Source organism: Corticibacter populi, from assembly GCF_004217315.1.
Taxonomy (GTDB): domain Bacteria; phylum Pseudomonadota; class Gammaproteobacteria; order Burkholderiales; family Burkholderiaceae_C; genus Lampropedia; species Lampropedia populi.
Window position 1 is genome coordinate 762,790 of the sequence record NZ_SGWR01000002.1, and the last position, 15,039, is coordinate 777,828.

The 15,039-nt window shown below is 65.3% G+C and carries 14 protein-coding genes; 9 read left to right on the top strand and 5 right to left on the bottom strand.

Annotated features, from left to right (window positions below; genetic code table 11):
• Positions 1 to 64 precede the first annotated feature (64 nt).
• From EV687_RS09590 to EV687_RS09610, 5 genes are all read left to right on the top strand, one after another.
• A complete protein-coding gene (locus EV687_RS09590; RefSeq protein WP_122230398.1) occupies positions 65 to 1,084 on the top strand; it encodes a zinc-binding alcohol dehydrogenase family protein in 1,020 nt (339 codons plus the stop codon).
• Positions 1,085 to 1,159: 75 nt separating this feature from the next.
• Positions 1,160 to 1,549, top strand: a complete 390-nt coding sequence (locus EV687_RS19380) for a cupin domain-containing protein (RefSeq protein ID WP_423201077.1) — start codon at positions 1,160 to 1,162, stop codon at positions 1,547 to 1,549.
• Between the two features lie 78 nt (positions 1,550 to 1,627).
• The gene (ttcA, locus tag EV687_RS09600) at positions 1,628 to 2,602 is read left to right on the top strand and encodes a tRNA 2-thiocytidine(32) synthetase TtcA (RefSeq protein WP_122230394.1); all 975 of its coding nucleotides are present in this window, start codon (positions 1,628 to 1,630) and stop codon (positions 2,600 to 2,602) included.
• A 96-nt stretch (positions 2,603 to 2,698) separates the two neighbouring features.
• Positions 2,699 to 3,328 carry a DUF4136 domain-containing protein gene (locus EV687_RS09605; protein ID WP_242612566.1) on the top strand — a complete coding sequence of 210 codons (630 nt, stop codon included), beginning with the start codon at positions 2,699 to 2,701 and terminating at the stop codon, positions 3,326 to 3,328.
• An 11-nt stretch (positions 3,329 to 3,339) separates the two neighbouring features.
• Positions 3,340 to 4,032 carry a histidine phosphatase family protein gene (locus EV687_RS09610; RefSeq protein ID WP_122230392.1) on the top strand — a complete coding sequence of 231 codons (693 nt, stop codon included), beginning with the start codon at positions 3,340 to 3,342 and terminating at the stop codon, positions 4,030 to 4,032.
• Between the two features lie 278 nt (positions 4,033 to 4,310).
• Here the strand turns inward: EV687_RS09610 and EV687_RS09615 are convergent, their stop codons facing one another.
• Together EV687_RS09615 and EV687_RS09620 are read right to left on the bottom strand one after the other, a co-directional pair.
• Entirely contained in the window at positions 4,311 to 5,651 is a 1,341-nt protein-coding gene (locus EV687_RS09615) for an ammonium transporter (RefSeq protein WP_122230390.1), read from the bottom strand.
• 49 nt (positions 5,652 to 5,700) lie between these two features.
• Positions 5,701 to 6,039, bottom strand: coding sequence for a P-II family nitrogen regulator (locus EV687_RS09620; protein WP_122230388.1), 339 nt, complete (start codon positions 6,037 to 6,039; stop codon positions 5,701 to 5,703).
• A gap of 398 nt (positions 6,040 to 6,437) precedes the next feature.
• Between EV687_RS09620 and EV687_RS09625 the strand changes: the two genes are divergently transcribed.
• From EV687_RS09625 to ampD, 4 genes are all read left to right on the top strand, one after another.
• Positions 6,438 to 8,015 (top strand): YifB family Mg chelatase-like AAA ATPase, encoded by a 1,578-nt coding sequence (locus EV687_RS09625; protein WP_122230386.1) that lies wholly within the window; start codon positions 6,438 to 6,440, stop codon positions 8,013 to 8,015.
• A 220-nt stretch (positions 8,016 to 8,235) separates the two neighbouring features.
• Positions 8,236 to 8,982 (top strand): GNAT family N-acetyltransferase, encoded by a 747-nt coding sequence (locus tag EV687_RS09630; protein ID WP_122230384.1) that lies wholly within the window; start codon positions 8,236 to 8,238, stop codon positions 8,980 to 8,982.
• 82 nt (positions 8,983 to 9,064) lie between these two features.
• On the top strand, positions 9,065 to 10,831 hold the full coding sequence (locus tag EV687_RS09635) for a sigma-54-dependent transcriptional regulator (RefSeq protein ID WP_122230382.1): 1,767 nt from the start codon (positions 9,065 to 9,067) through the stop codon (positions 10,829 to 10,831).
• A 4-nt stretch (positions 10,832 to 10,835) separates the two neighbouring features.
• Entirely contained in the window at positions 10,836 to 11,447 is a 612-nt protein-coding gene (ampD, locus tag EV687_RS09640; protein WP_122230380.1) for a 1,6-anhydro-N-acetylmuramyl-L-alanine amidase AmpD, read from the top strand.
• 62 nt (positions 11,448 to 11,509) lie between these two features.
• Here the strand turns inward: ampD and EV687_RS09645 are convergent, their stop codons facing one another.
• The 3 genes from EV687_RS09645 to purB all read right to left on the bottom strand — a co-directional run bounded on the left by EV687_RS09645 (position 11,510) and on the right by purB (position 14,844).
• On the bottom strand, positions 11,510 to 11,872 hold the full coding sequence (locus EV687_RS09645) for a hypothetical protein (RefSeq protein WP_207226421.1): 363 nt from the start codon (positions 11,870 to 11,872) through the stop codon (positions 11,510 to 11,512).
• 282 nt (positions 11,873 to 12,154) lie between these two features.
• Positions 12,155 to 13,132 carry a TerC/Alx family metal homeostasis membrane protein gene (locus EV687_RS09650; protein WP_122230377.1) on the bottom strand — a complete coding sequence of 326 codons (978 nt, stop codon included), beginning with the start codon at positions 13,130 to 13,132 and terminating at the stop codon, positions 12,155 to 12,157.
• A 332-nt stretch (positions 13,133 to 13,464) separates the two neighbouring features.
• Positions 13,465 to 14,844 carry an adenylosuccinate lyase gene (purB, locus tag EV687_RS09655; protein ID WP_122230375.1) on the bottom strand — a complete coding sequence of 460 codons (1,380 nt, stop codon included), beginning with the start codon at positions 14,842 to 14,844 and terminating at the stop codon, positions 13,465 to 13,467.
• Positions 14,845 to 15,039 lie beyond the last annotated feature (195 nt).

Below are 15,039 nucleotides of genomic sequence, written 5' to 3' on the forward strand. Positions count from 1 at the left end.
TTTTTCAACATTCTGCAGGCAATCACAATCTCCTTCATGTTCATCCGTCCGTGAGGATTTCCCCATGAAAGCCATTGGTTTCCAACAGCCGCTGCCCATCACCCATCCCGATGCCTTGCAGGATCTCGAACTGCCCGAGCCCGTGGCCGCGGGCCGCGACCTGCTCGTCGAGGTCCAGGCAGTCTCGGTCAATCCGGTCGACGTCAAGGTGCGCGCCAGCGCCCAGCCCGCCGATGGCATGGCACGCGTGCTGGGCTGGGACGCCGCCGGCATCGTGCGGGCGGTGGGCGAACAAGTGCAGGGGTTTGCTGTCGGCGACCGGGTCTGGTACGCGGGTGCGCTGAACCGCCCCGGCAGCAATGCCCAGTTGCAACTGGTCGATGCCAGCATCGCGGCACCGGCCCCGCGGAGCCTGGATTTCGCCCGGGCCGCCGCTCTGCCGCTGACGCTGCTCACCGCCTGGGAACTGCTGTTCGAGCGCCTGCAGGTGCAAACCGCCGACCTCACGCAGGCGCCAAGCCTGCTGGTGGTGGGTGCGGCCGGCGGCGTCGGCTCCATCCTGCTGCAATTGGCGCGCCAGCTCACCGGCCTGACGGTGGTCGGCACCGCTTCGCGGCCTGCCACGCGCGAGTGGGCGCTGCAGCAGGGCGCGCACCACGTCATCGACCACCACCGGCCCTGGGCGGCGCAATTGCAGGCGCTGGGCCTGGCCGACGTCACACATGTGGCCGGCCTGACGCACACCGCCGATCACCTGGCGCAAATCGTCGAGGTGCTGCGTCCCGAAGGGCATCTGGCGCTGATCGACGACCCCGAGCAGCTCGATATCCGTGCCCTCAAGCCCAAGTCGCTGTCGGTGCACTGGGAGCTGATGTTCACGCCCACGCTGTTCCAGACCCGGACCATGGCGCGCCAGCACGCGATCCTGCGGCGCGGCGCCGAACTGGTTGACGCGGGGGTGCTGAAGAGCACGCTGACCGAGCGTATCGAGGGCATCAGTGCCGCCAACTTGCGGCGCGCCCACGCGCAGATCGAAAGCGGCACAAGCTGCGGCAAGATCGTGCTCGCAGGCTGGCCGGCCTGAACGGGCGGAGCGAATCAAGCGGGCTGGAAACCGGCCCTGTCTCAGGTGTTCAGTCCCGGCATTAGATGGATCGGATTGATCCTGAACCGCTCGGGCTCGGTTGTCCACTGCTTGCAGATGCATTCGCAGGGAGTCAGGCCCTTCCATCTCCTGGGCCTGCGCCTTCTGATTGATGCCATGGCGCTTGCAACTGAACCTGGAGGCGACGGTTTTCCACGCTGGCCGCTACTGCGGTGCCTGACAGGCTTCGACGCGAGGCGCTGGCAACCGAGCTTTCACATGGTTCTGGATGGTGAATGCTGGCTGCATCGCCCGGGCCAGGCGTCGGTGCGGCTGCACGCCGGCGACAGCAGCGAGCGCGCCGCCGGCCACGTGGGCTATCGTTCCAGCCCGACGTTCGCGTCGCTGCTGGCGGGGCGCTGCTGTAGCGGCGCCGGCAGCATGGGCGTGGCGCACGGGGGCTGACAAGGGCTGTGGGGAAAATGGGGCGGGCTGGTAAAATCACCGGTCCGGCGGCTGACAGCCGCTCATGCAAAGCCCGCCATGAACACCATCACCGATCCCGTCCGCATCCACAGCGCCGCCGAGAAGGCGCGGCGCGAAGCCATCAAGCTGGAAAAGCGCCTGTGCCGCGAGGTGGGGCGCGCCATCGTCGATTTCAACATGATCGAGGAAGGCGACAAGGTCATGGTGTGCATGTCCGGTGGCAAGGACAGCTACACGCTGCTGGACATTCTGCGTCGGCTGCAGAAGCGCTCGCCGGTGCGATTCGAACTGGTCGCCGTCAACCTCGACCAGAAGCAGCCGGGCTTTCCGGACCACATCCTGCCCGAGTACTTCCAGAGCATCGGCGTCGACTACCACATCGAGACGCAGGACACCTACAGTGTCGTCAAGCGCGTCGTGCCCGAGGGCAAGACCACCTGCGGCCTGTGCAGCCGGCTGCGCCGCGCCATTCTCTACAGCGTGGCCGACCGCCTCGGCTGCACCAAGATCGCGCTGGGCCACCACCGCGACGACATCCTGCAGACCCTGATGCTCAACATGTTCTTCGGCGGCCGCATGAAAGGCATGCCGCCCAAGCTGGTCAGCGACGACGGCAAGCATGTGGTGATCCGGCCGCTGGCCTACGTTCCCGAGAAGGACACCGCCCAGTGGGCGGCTCACCAGCAGTTTCCCATCATCCCGTGCAACCTGTGCGGCAGCCAGGACAACCTGCAGCGCCAGATCGTCGGCGACATGTTGCGTGACTGGGACAAGAAGTACCCGGGGCGCCTCGAGAGCATGTTCCGGGCCATGGGCCATGTCGTCACCACGCACATGATGGACCCCAACCTGCACGATTTCCGCAATGCCCGCGCCACCGGCGTTGCCGATCCGGCCGGCGATACCGCCTTTGATCCGGAAACTTTCACCGAGAGTTTCATACCCAATGCGGATGGCGATACCCTGGGCATCGCCGTGAGCGTGACAACCGCGCCTGAATCACGGGCACAATCGCAGACGCTGTGTTCCTGACCACCCCTCCAGCAGGGCCGGGATTTCAGGCGGTCCGCGCGGGCTGATGCAGCAACGGGCCCTTCCATCAGGGCGGGCCGACAAGGAGAAAGCGATATGGCAATGGCACAGGCAAAAAGGGGCTTGGCCCCGGGACACTGGAGACATTGGGCACTGGGTGCGGCAGCCGCGCTGGCCCTGCTGCTGGGGGGCTGCAGCAGCACCCGCATCATCGACAACGATGTGCAAAGCTACTCGACGCTGGCGGCCATGCCCGAGCCGCCAACCTACCGGATCGAGCGCCTGCCGTCCCAGCAACAGCCCAGCCCGCAGCGCGGCATGATCGAGCGCCTGGCCACCGAGGCCCTCGGCCAGGTCGGCATGCAGCGCGATGACGCCAATGGCGCGCTGCGCCTGGAGCTCAGCAGCTACGCCAACGCATACCTGCCCAATTGGCCGCATTACAGCAACTTCGGCTTCGGCATGGGCTACGGCCCCTGGGGCTGGGGCCCGGGCTTTGGCTACTACGGCTACATGCGCGATCTGCCGCCGACCCTGTATGTCTACCAGGTCCGGCTGGTGCTGCGCGACGCCCAGGGCCAGCCGGTCTACGAGACCAGCGCGCGCTATGACGACATCTGGCGCAGCGACGAGCAGATCTTCCGCCTGCTGTTCCAGTCCGCGCTCGATGGCTTCCCGACGCCACCGCAGGGCGAGCGCCGCATCCGCCACCAGATCCAGCCCTGAACCTCGACCTGATGGCCATTTTCTCCACCACGCCCGCCATACCTGCCGCCGGCGACGACCCGCTCTCCGTCACTCGCCTGACGGTGATCCGCCATGGCGAAACCGCCTGGAACCATGCAGGCCGCGTGCAAGGACACACCGACATCGGCCTCAACGAGACGGGACGCTGGCAGGCCGAGCGCATGGCCCGGGCACTGGTTGGCGCCGACATCGACACCCTCTACAGCAGCGACCTGGCGCGCACCTGGCAGACGGCCAAGCCGTTGCAGGCGGTGCTGGCCGTGCACCTGCATGGCGAGCCCGGGCTGCGCGAGCGTTGCTATGGCGCACTGGAGGGGTTGACGGCAGCGCAGATGCGTGAGCAGGACCCGCGCATGGCGACAGCCATGCGCGACCGCGACAGCACCTACGCACCGCGGGGCGGCGAAAGCATGGCGGCGTTTCGGGTGCGCGTGCTGGAGGCCTTGCAGCGCATTGCCGCCGCATGCCGGGGCCAGCACATCGGGCTGGTCACCCACGGCGGCGTGCTGGACATCCTGTATCGCCATGCCGCGGGGCTTGACCTGCAGGTGGCGCGCGGCTGGCCAATCGAGAACACTTCGATCAACCGCTTCCTGTGGGCGCCACATGGGCTGACCCTGCTGTCCTGGGGCGACAACGCCCATCTCGAAGGCGCAGCCACGCTGGACGAACGCGTCGGCTGAGGGCGGATTGCAGAAGGATTGCCGCAAGGCCGACGCCTCAGCGCTCCGCCAGCATTGTCCCTGGTCGGGTGCGGGGTGAGGTTTGCTGTTGGGGCAGGCCGTGCGAGTGGTTCTTCGTGCCCCCAATCGATCACAGCCGCCTGGTACGCACTGCGCATGAGCGGGATAGCCCGCGTCGCCCATGAGAAAAGCCAGGCATGACGCCTGGCTTGATGGTTTTTATGGCCCCCGCCACCGATGTGGCAGTTGGCAGGGGCTTTGGCAAATCACCGGTCAGATCACAGGTGATAGGCCACTTCGCCATGCGAGGTCAGGTCCAGGCCTTCGCGCTCGGCATCGGGTTCGACGCGCAGGCCGACAGTGAACTTGGCCACCATGTAGGCGATGTAGGCAACCACGGCGGACCAGACGATGGTCAGCAGCACGCCCTTGAGCTGGACCAACACTTGGTGGCCCATGGCGTAATCGTCCACGCCCACGCCGCCGAGCGACGGAGAGACGAACACACCGGTCAGGATGGCGCCGATGATGCCGCCGACACCGTGCACGCCGAACACGTCGAACGAGTCATCGGCACCCAGCAGGCGCTTGAGGCCGGAGACGCCCCAGACGCAGACCACGCCGGCGACGGCACCGATCACGATGGCGCCCATCGGGCCGACGAAACCGGCCGCCGGAGTCACGCCCACCAGGCCAGCGACGGCGCCGGAGGCGGCGCCCAGCAGCGAGGGCTTGCCTTTGACGATGCTCTCGGTGGCCATCCAGGCCAGCACGGCGGCGGCGGTCGCGACGATGGTGTTGACGAAGGCCAGGCCTGCCGTGCCGTTGGCGGCACCGGCAGAGCCGGCGTTGAAGCCGAACCAGCCTACCCACAGCAGCGAGGCACCCACCATGGTCAGCGTCAGGCTGTGCGGAGCGAACGATTCCTTGCCCAGGCCGATGCGCTTGCCCAGCACGTAGGCGCCCACCAGACCGGCCACACCGGCGTTGATGTGAATCACGGTGCCGCCGGCGAAGTCCAGCGCGCCGTCCTCGGCCAGTAGGCCACCACCCCAGACCATGTGGGCGACCGGGATGTAGCTGAAGGTGAACCAGATCACGGAAAACACCAGCACGGCCGAGAACTTGATGCGTTCGGCGAAGGAGCCGACGATCAGCGCCACGGTGATGGCGGCAAAGGCGGCCTGGAAGCCGACGAACACGAACTCGGGGATGGTCGAGAGGGCCGAGGAGATCGTGTCCGGCGTGATGCCTTTGAGGAACACGAAGTCGAAGCCGCCGAAGAACTTGCCCTCGCCGCCGAAGGCCAGCGAGTAGCCGTAGATGGCCCACAGGAACGTGATCAGCGAAAAGACGGCGAAGACCTGCATCAGCACAGACACCATGTTCTTCGAGCGGGCCAGACCGCCGTAGAACAGGGCCAGGCCCGGCAGGCTCATCAGGATCACCAGCACGGTGGAGGTCAGCATCCAGGCGGTGTCGCCGCTGTCGATGGCCGGCGCGGTCTCGACCACGGCGGTCACGGTCTCAACCACGGCAGGGACCGCCTCTTGTGCATGGAGCAGGGGGGAGGCTGCCAGGAGACCCAGGCCCAGGGCAGTCGCTAGGTTCTTTTTCATACGATTCCTTCGAATGATGTGAATGCGGATGGGATGTGCGGGATATCGCTCAGATGGCGTCCTGGCCGGTCTCGCCGGTGCGGATGCGGATCACCGCCTCCAGCGGCGCGACGAAGATCTTGCCGTCACCGATCTTGCCGGTGCGCGCGGCGGTCTCGATGGCTTCGATAACCTGGGGCACGGTCTCGTCGGGTACTGCCACCTCGATCTTGATCTTGGGCAGAAAGTCCACCACGTACTCGGCGCCGCGGTAGAGCTCGGTGTGGCCTTTCTGGCGGCCAAAGCCTTTGACCTCGGTCACGGTGATGCCTTGTACGCCAATGGTCGAGAGGGCTTCGCGCACCTCATCGAGCTTGAACGGTTTGATGATGGCAGATACCATTTTCATGAGCGAAACTCCTGTCACTGGGCAATGCACTGCATTGCATGATGCTGATGGGTTAAGGGTTAATCCTTCAGAAGCCTTGCACGGCAGGCATGCGGAAAGCTTCATCACACCGTTGCACAAGAGCCGGTTGGCTGCATCTTGTCCATGCGCAGGTATGTGGGCAGGAGCAATGCACAGACCATGCCAATCGTTAATCGGCGTTTACATATGGCGTCATGCCCCAGCAATGGGCAAAGAAACGCGGCAGTCTGGCTGAATCGCGTCTTTATGCACCATGATGATGCGAAACCGCACAAAAAATGTGCGTCGCTCTGCCATGGCTCAGCTATGGTGCCAATGTTGGGGTCTGAAATGAGATGACGGGCTATCCATGCCCATGATTGGGGAGGAGTCGGAACATGGGGCTGGCGCAGCTACACAGTCGTGCATTGTTGGGCCTACAGGCACCGGTAGTCACCGTTGAGGTGCATCTGGCCAATGGACTGCCCAGCTTCTCGCTGGTCGGCCTGGCCGAAGTCGAGGTGCGCGAAGCCCGTGAACGGGTGCGCTCGGCCATCCTCAACAGCGGACTGGAGTTTCCTGCCAACAAGCGCATCATCGTCAACCTGGCGCCCGCCGACTTGCCCAAGGACTCCGGGCGTTTCGACCTGCCGATCGCGTTGGGCATCCTGACCGCCAGCGGCCAGCTCGATTCGGCGCGCCTGCACGACTTTGCCTTTGCGGGCGAGCTATCGCTTTCGGGCGCGTTGCGGCCTGTGCGCGGCGCCTTGCCCATGGCGCTGGCCGCGCATGGCGCGGCGCAGGAGCCCGGGCCGATCGATGCGGCCACGCCCTGGGTCCTGCCGCCGGGCAGCGCAGAGGAGGCCGCGCTGGTGCCCGGTTGCACCGTGTACCGGGCGGAGCATCTGCTGGATGTGGTGGACTTCTTCCGTCCTTCCGGAGCTTCGGATGCCGGTGCAGCCGAAGCGGCCGAGAATGCGGCTTCCGGCTGGCAGCGCCTGCCGCAGGCTGATGCTGCCGGGCAGGAACCGCCCCGCTATCCGGACATGGCCGATGTGAAGGGCTTGCCGGTGGTGCGCCGCGCGCTGGAAATCGCCGCTGCGGGCGGGCACCATGTGTTGATGGTGGGGCCGCCGGGTGCTGGCAAATCGATGCTGGCGCAACGTTTTGCCGGTCTGTTGCCGCCGCTGGAGACAGCTGACGCCCTGCAAAGCGCCGCCATGGCCAGTCTTGGCGGGCGCTTCCAATGGTCCCAATGGCGCCAGCGCCCGGTACGCAGCCCGCACCACACCGCCAGTGCGGTGGCGCTCGTTGGTGGCGGGACGCCGCCGAAGCCGGGCGACATCTCATTGGCGCACCAGGGGGTGCTGTTTCTCGACGAGCTGCCGCATTTTCCTCGTGCCGCGCTCGAAGCGCTGCGCGAGCCGCTCGAGACCGGCAGCGTCCACATCTCGCGCGCAGCACGCCAGGCCGAGTTCCCGGCACGCTTTCAGCTGATTGCGGCCATGAACCCTTGTCCATGCGGCTACTGGGGCTCCAGCACCAGGCCGTGCCGCTGCACGCCCGATCAGGTGGCGCGCTACCAGGGGCGGCTCAGCGGTCCGTTGCTGGACCGCATCGACATCCATATCGAAGTCCCCAGCCTGACGCCGCAGGAACTGTTGGAGGCGCAGCCGGGCGAGGACAGTGCCAGCATTCAGCGCCGCGTCATCGCCGCCCGCACATCCGCCCAGGCCCGCCAGGGCTGTAGCAACCATTTGCTGGAAGGACAGGCCCTGCAGCAGCAGGCGCAGCTCGACGGGCCGGCCAGCGAATTCCTCTACCAGGCGGCGCAGAAGATGGCCTGGTCGGCGCGTGCCATGCACCGGGTCATGCGGGTGGCGCGCAGCATCGCCGATCTCGACGGGGCCGAGGCGGTGGCCCGCCGGCACATTGCCGAGGCGGCCCAGTACCGCCGCGCGCTGACCGTGACGTGATCTGACGGACACCCAAATCCAAAGCCAAGGCAAGGTGATCCATGATGGTCGGCAGGCCGCAGCCGGCGATCGTGGTACGGATGAGACGGGGTGAGGCTGGCTTTGCAGCGCGGGCGTCACAAAAGGCGTGATGCAGTGCAAAATAGGGAAAACCCTTGTATTCACAACATCCTGACACGTACCTGCCCGGCATCCGCCATCACGATCTGCGAATCGCCCCATGACACTGACGACCCAGCCCTCCCAGAACCAACAACAAAAGACGGCCGACCAGTCGCAGGCTGAGGCTTCCAAGCGGGCGCCGGTACAGCCACTGATGGTGCCGATCCGCTCGCTGGGACCATCGCACCGGGGGCAGATTCTTGAGCACCTGCTCAAGCTCTCCCCGCAAGACCGCTATCTGCGCTTCGGCTATCCGGCCTCGGACCAGCAGGTTGAGCGCTATGTCGATGGCCTGGACTTTCAGCGTGATGAAATCTTCGGCATTCACAACCGCAAGCTGGAGCTGATTGCCATGGCCCACCTGGCGTTCCCGGCCAGTAGTCAGCCGCAGACGGCGGCCGAATTCGGGGTGTCGGTACTGGGTTCGTACCGCGGCCGGGGTCTTGGCGCACGCCTTTATGACCGTGCGGTGATGCATGCACGCAACGAAGGCGTGGAGACACTCTACATCCACGCCCTTTCGGAAAACACGCCAATGCTGCGCATCGCCCGCAATGCCGGCTCCACCGTGCACCGTGAAGGCTCGGAGTCGGAGGCCTACCTGAAGCTGTCACCGGCCAACCTCAACTCCCGCCTGACGGAAGTGATCGAGCAGCAATATGCCGAGTTCGATTACCGGCTCAAGTTGCAGACGGCGCAGTTCCAGGGCTTTCTCAACAGCCTGCAGCCTTGGCGCTTTTTTCCGGGTGGCGTGCCAGTAGCGTCCAGCGACCCGGGCGACGACAAGTCGTCCCGGACCAGCTGAATTTCCGGCGCCAAGGCGCACAATGCGCGGCTGGGCGTCTGGTGCGACGGGGCATGGGACATAAAGGTCCCATAATTTGCCTATGTCCGAGAAAACCGCTTCCATCCTGGTCGTCGACGATGAGCCGGACCTGCGCCTGCTCTACGAATTGACACTGGTTCGTGAGGGATACACCGTCGAGACTGCGGAAAGCCTGGCGCAGGCGCGTGCCAGTCTGGCGCACCGGTTCGATGTGGTGCTGCTCGATATGCGCCTGCCCGACGGCCTGGGCATCGAGATCCTGCAGGAGCTGCAGGCGGCCGGCCGGCCGGAGCGCTGCGTGGTGGTGACCGCCTATGGCTCGGCGGAGAACGCGGTCGAGGCGTTGCGCGCCGGTGCCTTCGATTACCTCAGCAAACCCGTCGAGCTCAAGCAATTGCGCAGCATCGTGGCGTCGGCCGTGCAGGGCCTGTCCGGCGCATCGGCTGGCATACCCAATGGGCTGCCCAGTATTCCATCCAGTGGCCCACCCAGTGGCGTGAACCAGACGGCTGTGCCGCCAGTGCCCCTTGAACAGGAGGCCGCCACCGCCCCGGCTACCCCCGCAAGTGCAGCGGGGGGGCGTCCCGCCACCCGGGTCGAGGCTGCAGCGCCGTCGCCAGGGCAGCCACAGCAACATATGCAACCGGTTGCCATGAGCCGCGCAGGCCGCGTCGCGCTCGAGCGCATGGTGGGCCGTTCGGCGGCCATGCAAGCGGTCAAGGAGCGCATCGTCAAGGTCGCACGCAGCATGGCGCCGGTGCACATCCATGGCGAATCCGGCACCGGCAAGGAACTGGTGGCACGGGCACTGCATGCGAACAGCCAGCGCGCCGAGGGGCCGTTGGTGGCGGTCAATTGTGGCGCCATTCCGGAAAACCTGCTGGAGGCGGAATTCTTCGGCGCCAAAAAGGGCTCCTATACCGGTGCCACGCAGGACCGCGAAGGGTTTTTCCAGGCGGCCCGTGGCGGCACCCTGTTCCTCGACGAGATCGGCGATCTGCCCCTGGCCATGCAGACCAAGCTGCTGCGGGCCATTCAGGAGCGTTGCGTGCGCCCGCTGGGCAGCACGCAGGAGGAAATGGTCGATGTGCGCCTCGTCAGCGCCACGCACCGCGATCTGGCCAGGGAAGTGGCGGCCGGACGCTTCCGGCAGGACCTGTTTTACCGCCTCAATGTCATCGAGGTACGCATTCCGCCCCTGCGCGAGCGGCGCGAGGACCTGCCGGAACTGACCCGGGCCCTGCTGCAGCGTCTGGCGCAGGATTCCGGCATGGGCCCTTTGCACATGGAGCCCGGGTTCCTCGAAGCCATGGCCAGCAGGGCCTTTCCCGGCAATGTGCGGGAGTTGGAAAATCTGTTGCATCGCGCCGTGGCGCTCAGCGAAAATGGCTGGCTGCTGGTGGCGAGCGTCTGCGATGAAGGCGAGAGTGCTGCCTCTGTTGCGCGCGCCACACCAGCCATGGCGGTGACTCCCGCAGCCGATGTGCTGATACCGCCACCGGCACCGCCTTCTGCGCCGGTCGTCCCGGCGCACGCCCTTCCGCCGGTCGATGCTCCGGTGGCAGCCGTACCTGCGGCTCCGCCCGCGCCCGCCCCGGCAGATGGCGAGACTACGGCGGTGGGGGCCGCGCCCGCTGCCGTGGAAGCCTTGCCGGATGACCTGCAAGCCTGGCTGGACGAGCAGGAGCGCCAGATCCTGATCCGTGCGCTCAAGGAGACGCATTACAACCGCACCGCGGCGGCCAGCCGCCTGGGCCTGAATCTCCGGCAGATCCGCTACCGGATCGAGCGGCTGAACATCCCGGTCGGACCGGAGGAGCGGGGCTGAGGACGTGTCCAGAGTGGCTGATGGTGATCTGCTGCCGTTGTGGCAGGGCGGTGTCTATCGGCCGGCGCAGTGGCTGGCCTCGCCCAACTGCAATGCCCGTCCGGCCGGTGTGCTGGTCGACCTGATCGTCGTGCACTCGATCAGTTTGCCGCCGGGAGTGTTCGGTGGTGACGCTGTGCAGCAGCTTTTCACGAACACGCTGGACTGGGATGCCCATCCTTATTTCCAGGCCATCCGGGGCCTGGAAGTCTCCACGCATTTCTTCATCCGCCGCGATGGCCGCATTCTGCAGTTCGTCGACTGCGATGCGCGGGCTTGGCATGCCGGCGTCTCCAGCTACGGTGGCCGGCAGGCTCGCAATGACGATTCCATCGGCATCGAGCTGGAAGGTTTGGAAGGCGGCCTGTTCGAGGCCGCGCAATATGAAACCCTGGCAAGCCTGTGCCAGGCGATCCGGACCCGTTATCCGATCGCCGATATTGCCGGGCACGAGGACATTGCGCCGGGACGCAAGCAGGATCCGGGCGCCGGTTTCGACTGGCTGCGGCTAGGACGACGGTTGGGCTGGCCTCGCGCGATGTTTCCTGCGCGGGTGCAGGCGTCGTTGGAGCCTTGATGCCTTGATGAACGGGCCTGCAGGTGCTGGCGCGGGCTCAAGGACGCGGCCGCGCCGGCGCATCAGCGCCGGTCATGCCTGCGGCCGTGGTGGTGGGATGGCTGCCGGTGGTGGTGGAGCTGACGCGGCCGGTGATAGACGGGCGGCGCCACGTAGACTGGCGCAGGCGCCAAGTAAACGGGCACGGGAGGAACCACATACACCGGGCTCGGCGGTGCCACATAGACCGGCGGTGGGCGGTGGTAGCCGCTGCCAACGTTGACTGCGACATGCGGCGGCTGGTAGTAGGGGCTGCCGGAACTCACGCCAATGGACCAACTGATATTGTTGCCGGCCTGCGCCTGCGTGGTCATGCCCAGCAGCGCCAGGGATGCTCCTGCGCCCAATGCCAGTCTGCGCATTGCAGTGGGTAGAAACCGTGTCATCTTCGGACTCCTTCTGGTTGCCTGTGGCGCGAGGCGCCCTGCGGCCAGGGTGTGTGGGGGATATCGGTACCGGCCGTGGTGCGACCGTGCCTGCATCTTGCCGCCATCGGCGCCGATGCGTATGTCGGTGCCGTGATTTTTTGTGTCGGGGTGCAAGGACTGCCGATCCGCTTTCACATGTCGCGGGGGGCGTTGGCGTCGCTGGCGACGCCAAACCAAGTGGCCCGGCGTGCATGGATGCGCGCCGGGCCACTTTGCCTGTGATGATAGAGCGCGGCCGACTTACTCGGACTTGTCCTTGAAGATCAGGCTGGCGACGGTGGCTACCAGCATCGAGCAGATGATCACGGCCAACGACACCCAGGTGGAGATTTCCGGGGCCCAGTGAATAGGCTCGCCACCATTGATGAACGGCAGTTCGTTGACATGCATGGCGTGGAAGAACAGCTTGGCACCGATGAAGGCCAGGATGAAGGCAATGCCGTAGTGCAGGTACTTGAGCTTGTCGAGCAGGCCGCCGAGCAGGAAGTAGAGCTGGCGCAGACCCATCAGCGCGAAGATGTTGGCCGTGAACACGATGAACGGGCTCTTGGTGATGCCGAAGATGGCCGGGATCGAGTCGATTGCGAAGATCAGGTCGGTGAAGCCGATGGCGATGAAGACGATGATCATCGGCGTCCAGACCTTCTTGCCCTCGAAGATGGTGCGGATCTTGGCGCCGTCGAAATGCGGGGCGATCTGCATGCGCTTGCGGGCGATGCGCACGATGGCCGGCTCGTGGTTTGCATCCTCGTCGGACTCGCCCGAGAAGGCCTGGTTGTACGCGGTATAGACCAGGAAGGCGCCGAAGATGTAGAAGATCCAGCTGAAATTCTGGATCAGCTGCGCGCCCAGCAGGATGAAGATGCCGCGCAGCACCAGCGCGAGAATGATGCCCACCATCAGCACTTCCTGCTGGTACTTCTTGGGCACGTTGAACTGCGACATCAGCAGCACGAAGACGAACAGGTTGTCGATGGAGAGCGAGTACTCCGTCAGCCAGCCGGCGACGAACTGGCCGGCATACTCGCCGCCGGCAAAGTAGTACATCAGGCCGGCAAAGACCAGCGCCAGCGACACGTAGAAGACCACCCAGGCGGTGGCTTCCTTCATCGAGGGGATGTGGGGGCGCTTGAGGATGATCAGCAGGTCGGCGATCAGGATCAGTGTCAGCACGATGAGCGAGCCGACTTCAAATTTCCAGGGGAGAGCGAGTTCCATGCGTTACCTTGTGGGGAATGGCAGTTGATCGGCTCGAAAGTCTCTCCCCTGCCAGCTGTGGCAAGCTGGCAGCACCCTACCCGGAACGCCCGCCAGGGCATTCGTGATGACGGATAGGGTGGGGCCGACAGGGCGTGTGTGGAGGCCACGCCATGCGCCAGGGATACTCCCCTTCGAATTTGGAAGACGGATTAGACCACAAGTGCGAGCCACTCATGGCCAGGTGAAGCGGCAGCGAAACGACAGGCACCAAAGAAAAGCGCGGGCCGGAGCACGCGCTGATTCTGGCCACATGACCAACCGAGGAGCTTGCGAGCCGAGGTTCCCGCAGCTCAGATGCGCCGTGCCAGCTCGATCGCCTTGCCGGTGTAGCTACCGGGCGTCAGCGCCAGCAGCTGTGCTTTGACCTGCTCGGGAATGTCCAGGCCCTGGATCAGCCCATGCAGGTCGCTGCTGCTGACGGTCTTGCCGCGCGTGACGGCCTTGAGGGCCTCGTAGGCACCCTGGATGCCATAGCGGCGCATCACGGTCTGGATCGGCTCGGCCAGCACTTCCCAGGCGTTGTCCAGATCGGCGGCCACCGTATCGGCATTGAGTTCGAGCTTGTTCAGGCCGGTCAGCAGCGCGTTGTAGGCCAGCACCGAGTAGCCCAGCGCCACACCCAGATTGCGCAGCACGGTGCTGTCGGTCAGGTCGCGCTGCCAGCGGCTCACCGGCAGCTTCTCGGCCAGATGGCGCAGCAGGGCATTGGCCAGTCCCAGATTGCCTTCGGCGTTCTCGAAGTCGATCGGATTGACCTTGTGCGGCATGGTCGAGGAGCCGATCTCGCCCTCCTTGAGCTTTTGCTTGAAATAGCCCAGGCTGATGTAGCCCCACACGTCGCGGCTGAGGTCCACCAGGATGGTGTTGGCGCGCGCGACGGCATCGAACAGTTCGGCCATGTAGTCGTGCGGCTCGATCTGGATGCTGTAGGGCTGGAACACCAGACCCAGGCCTTCGGGGAGGGGGCTTTCAATGACCTTGCGGCTGAAGGCCTCCCAGTCGAACTCGGGCCAGGCCGCCAGATGGGCGTTGTAGTTGCCGACCGCGCCATTCATCTTGGCCAGGATGGCGACGGCCGCGATATTGCGCGCGGCCTGCTGCAGGCGCGCGACCACATTGGCCAGTTCCTTGCCCACGGTGGTGGGGCTGGCGGTCTGGCCGTGCGTGCGGCTGAGCATGGGCACATCGGCATGCTGGTGCGCGAGCTGGCGCAGGCGCGCAATGACTTCCTGCAGCGCCGGCAATACCACCTGGTCGCGTGCGGCCTGCAACTGCAGCGCATGGCTGGTGTTGTTGATGTCCTCGCTGGTGCAGGCGAAGTGCACGAATTCCGAGGCATTCTCCAGCGCCGGGCGGCCCTTGAGTTTGTCCTTGATCCAGTATTCGACCGCCTTGACGTCGTGGTTGGTGGTCTTCTCGATGTCCTTGATGGCCTGGGCATCGGCCTCGCCGAAGCCGCTCACCAGGCCCAGCAGGTAGTCGCGGTCAGCGGCTGCGATGGGCGGAAACTCCTCGAAGCCGGCCTGCGAGAGGGCCAGGAACCAGGTGATCTCAACCTGCACGCGGCGATGCATGTAGCCGAATTCGCTGGCAATCGGCCGCAGCGTGGCCAGTTTCTTTTCGTAGCGCCCGTCCAGGGGCGAGAGGGCGGTGAGTGCGGATAGGTTCATGCTCCGTATTGTACGGTTCGCACGCCTTGGCGCCGTCGCGGGCCGCAGAGGGCCGATCGGGAATGAAAGGGAAAAAGAAAAAGTTACGAGGCTACCCAGAGTGAAGATAGAGAGTGAGGGAGGAGAAGCACTCTGGGAGTCGTCCGTCAGGGCTGGCCTGAAAGCCTCGTAACTGGAAAGACAGGTCTTGCTTGC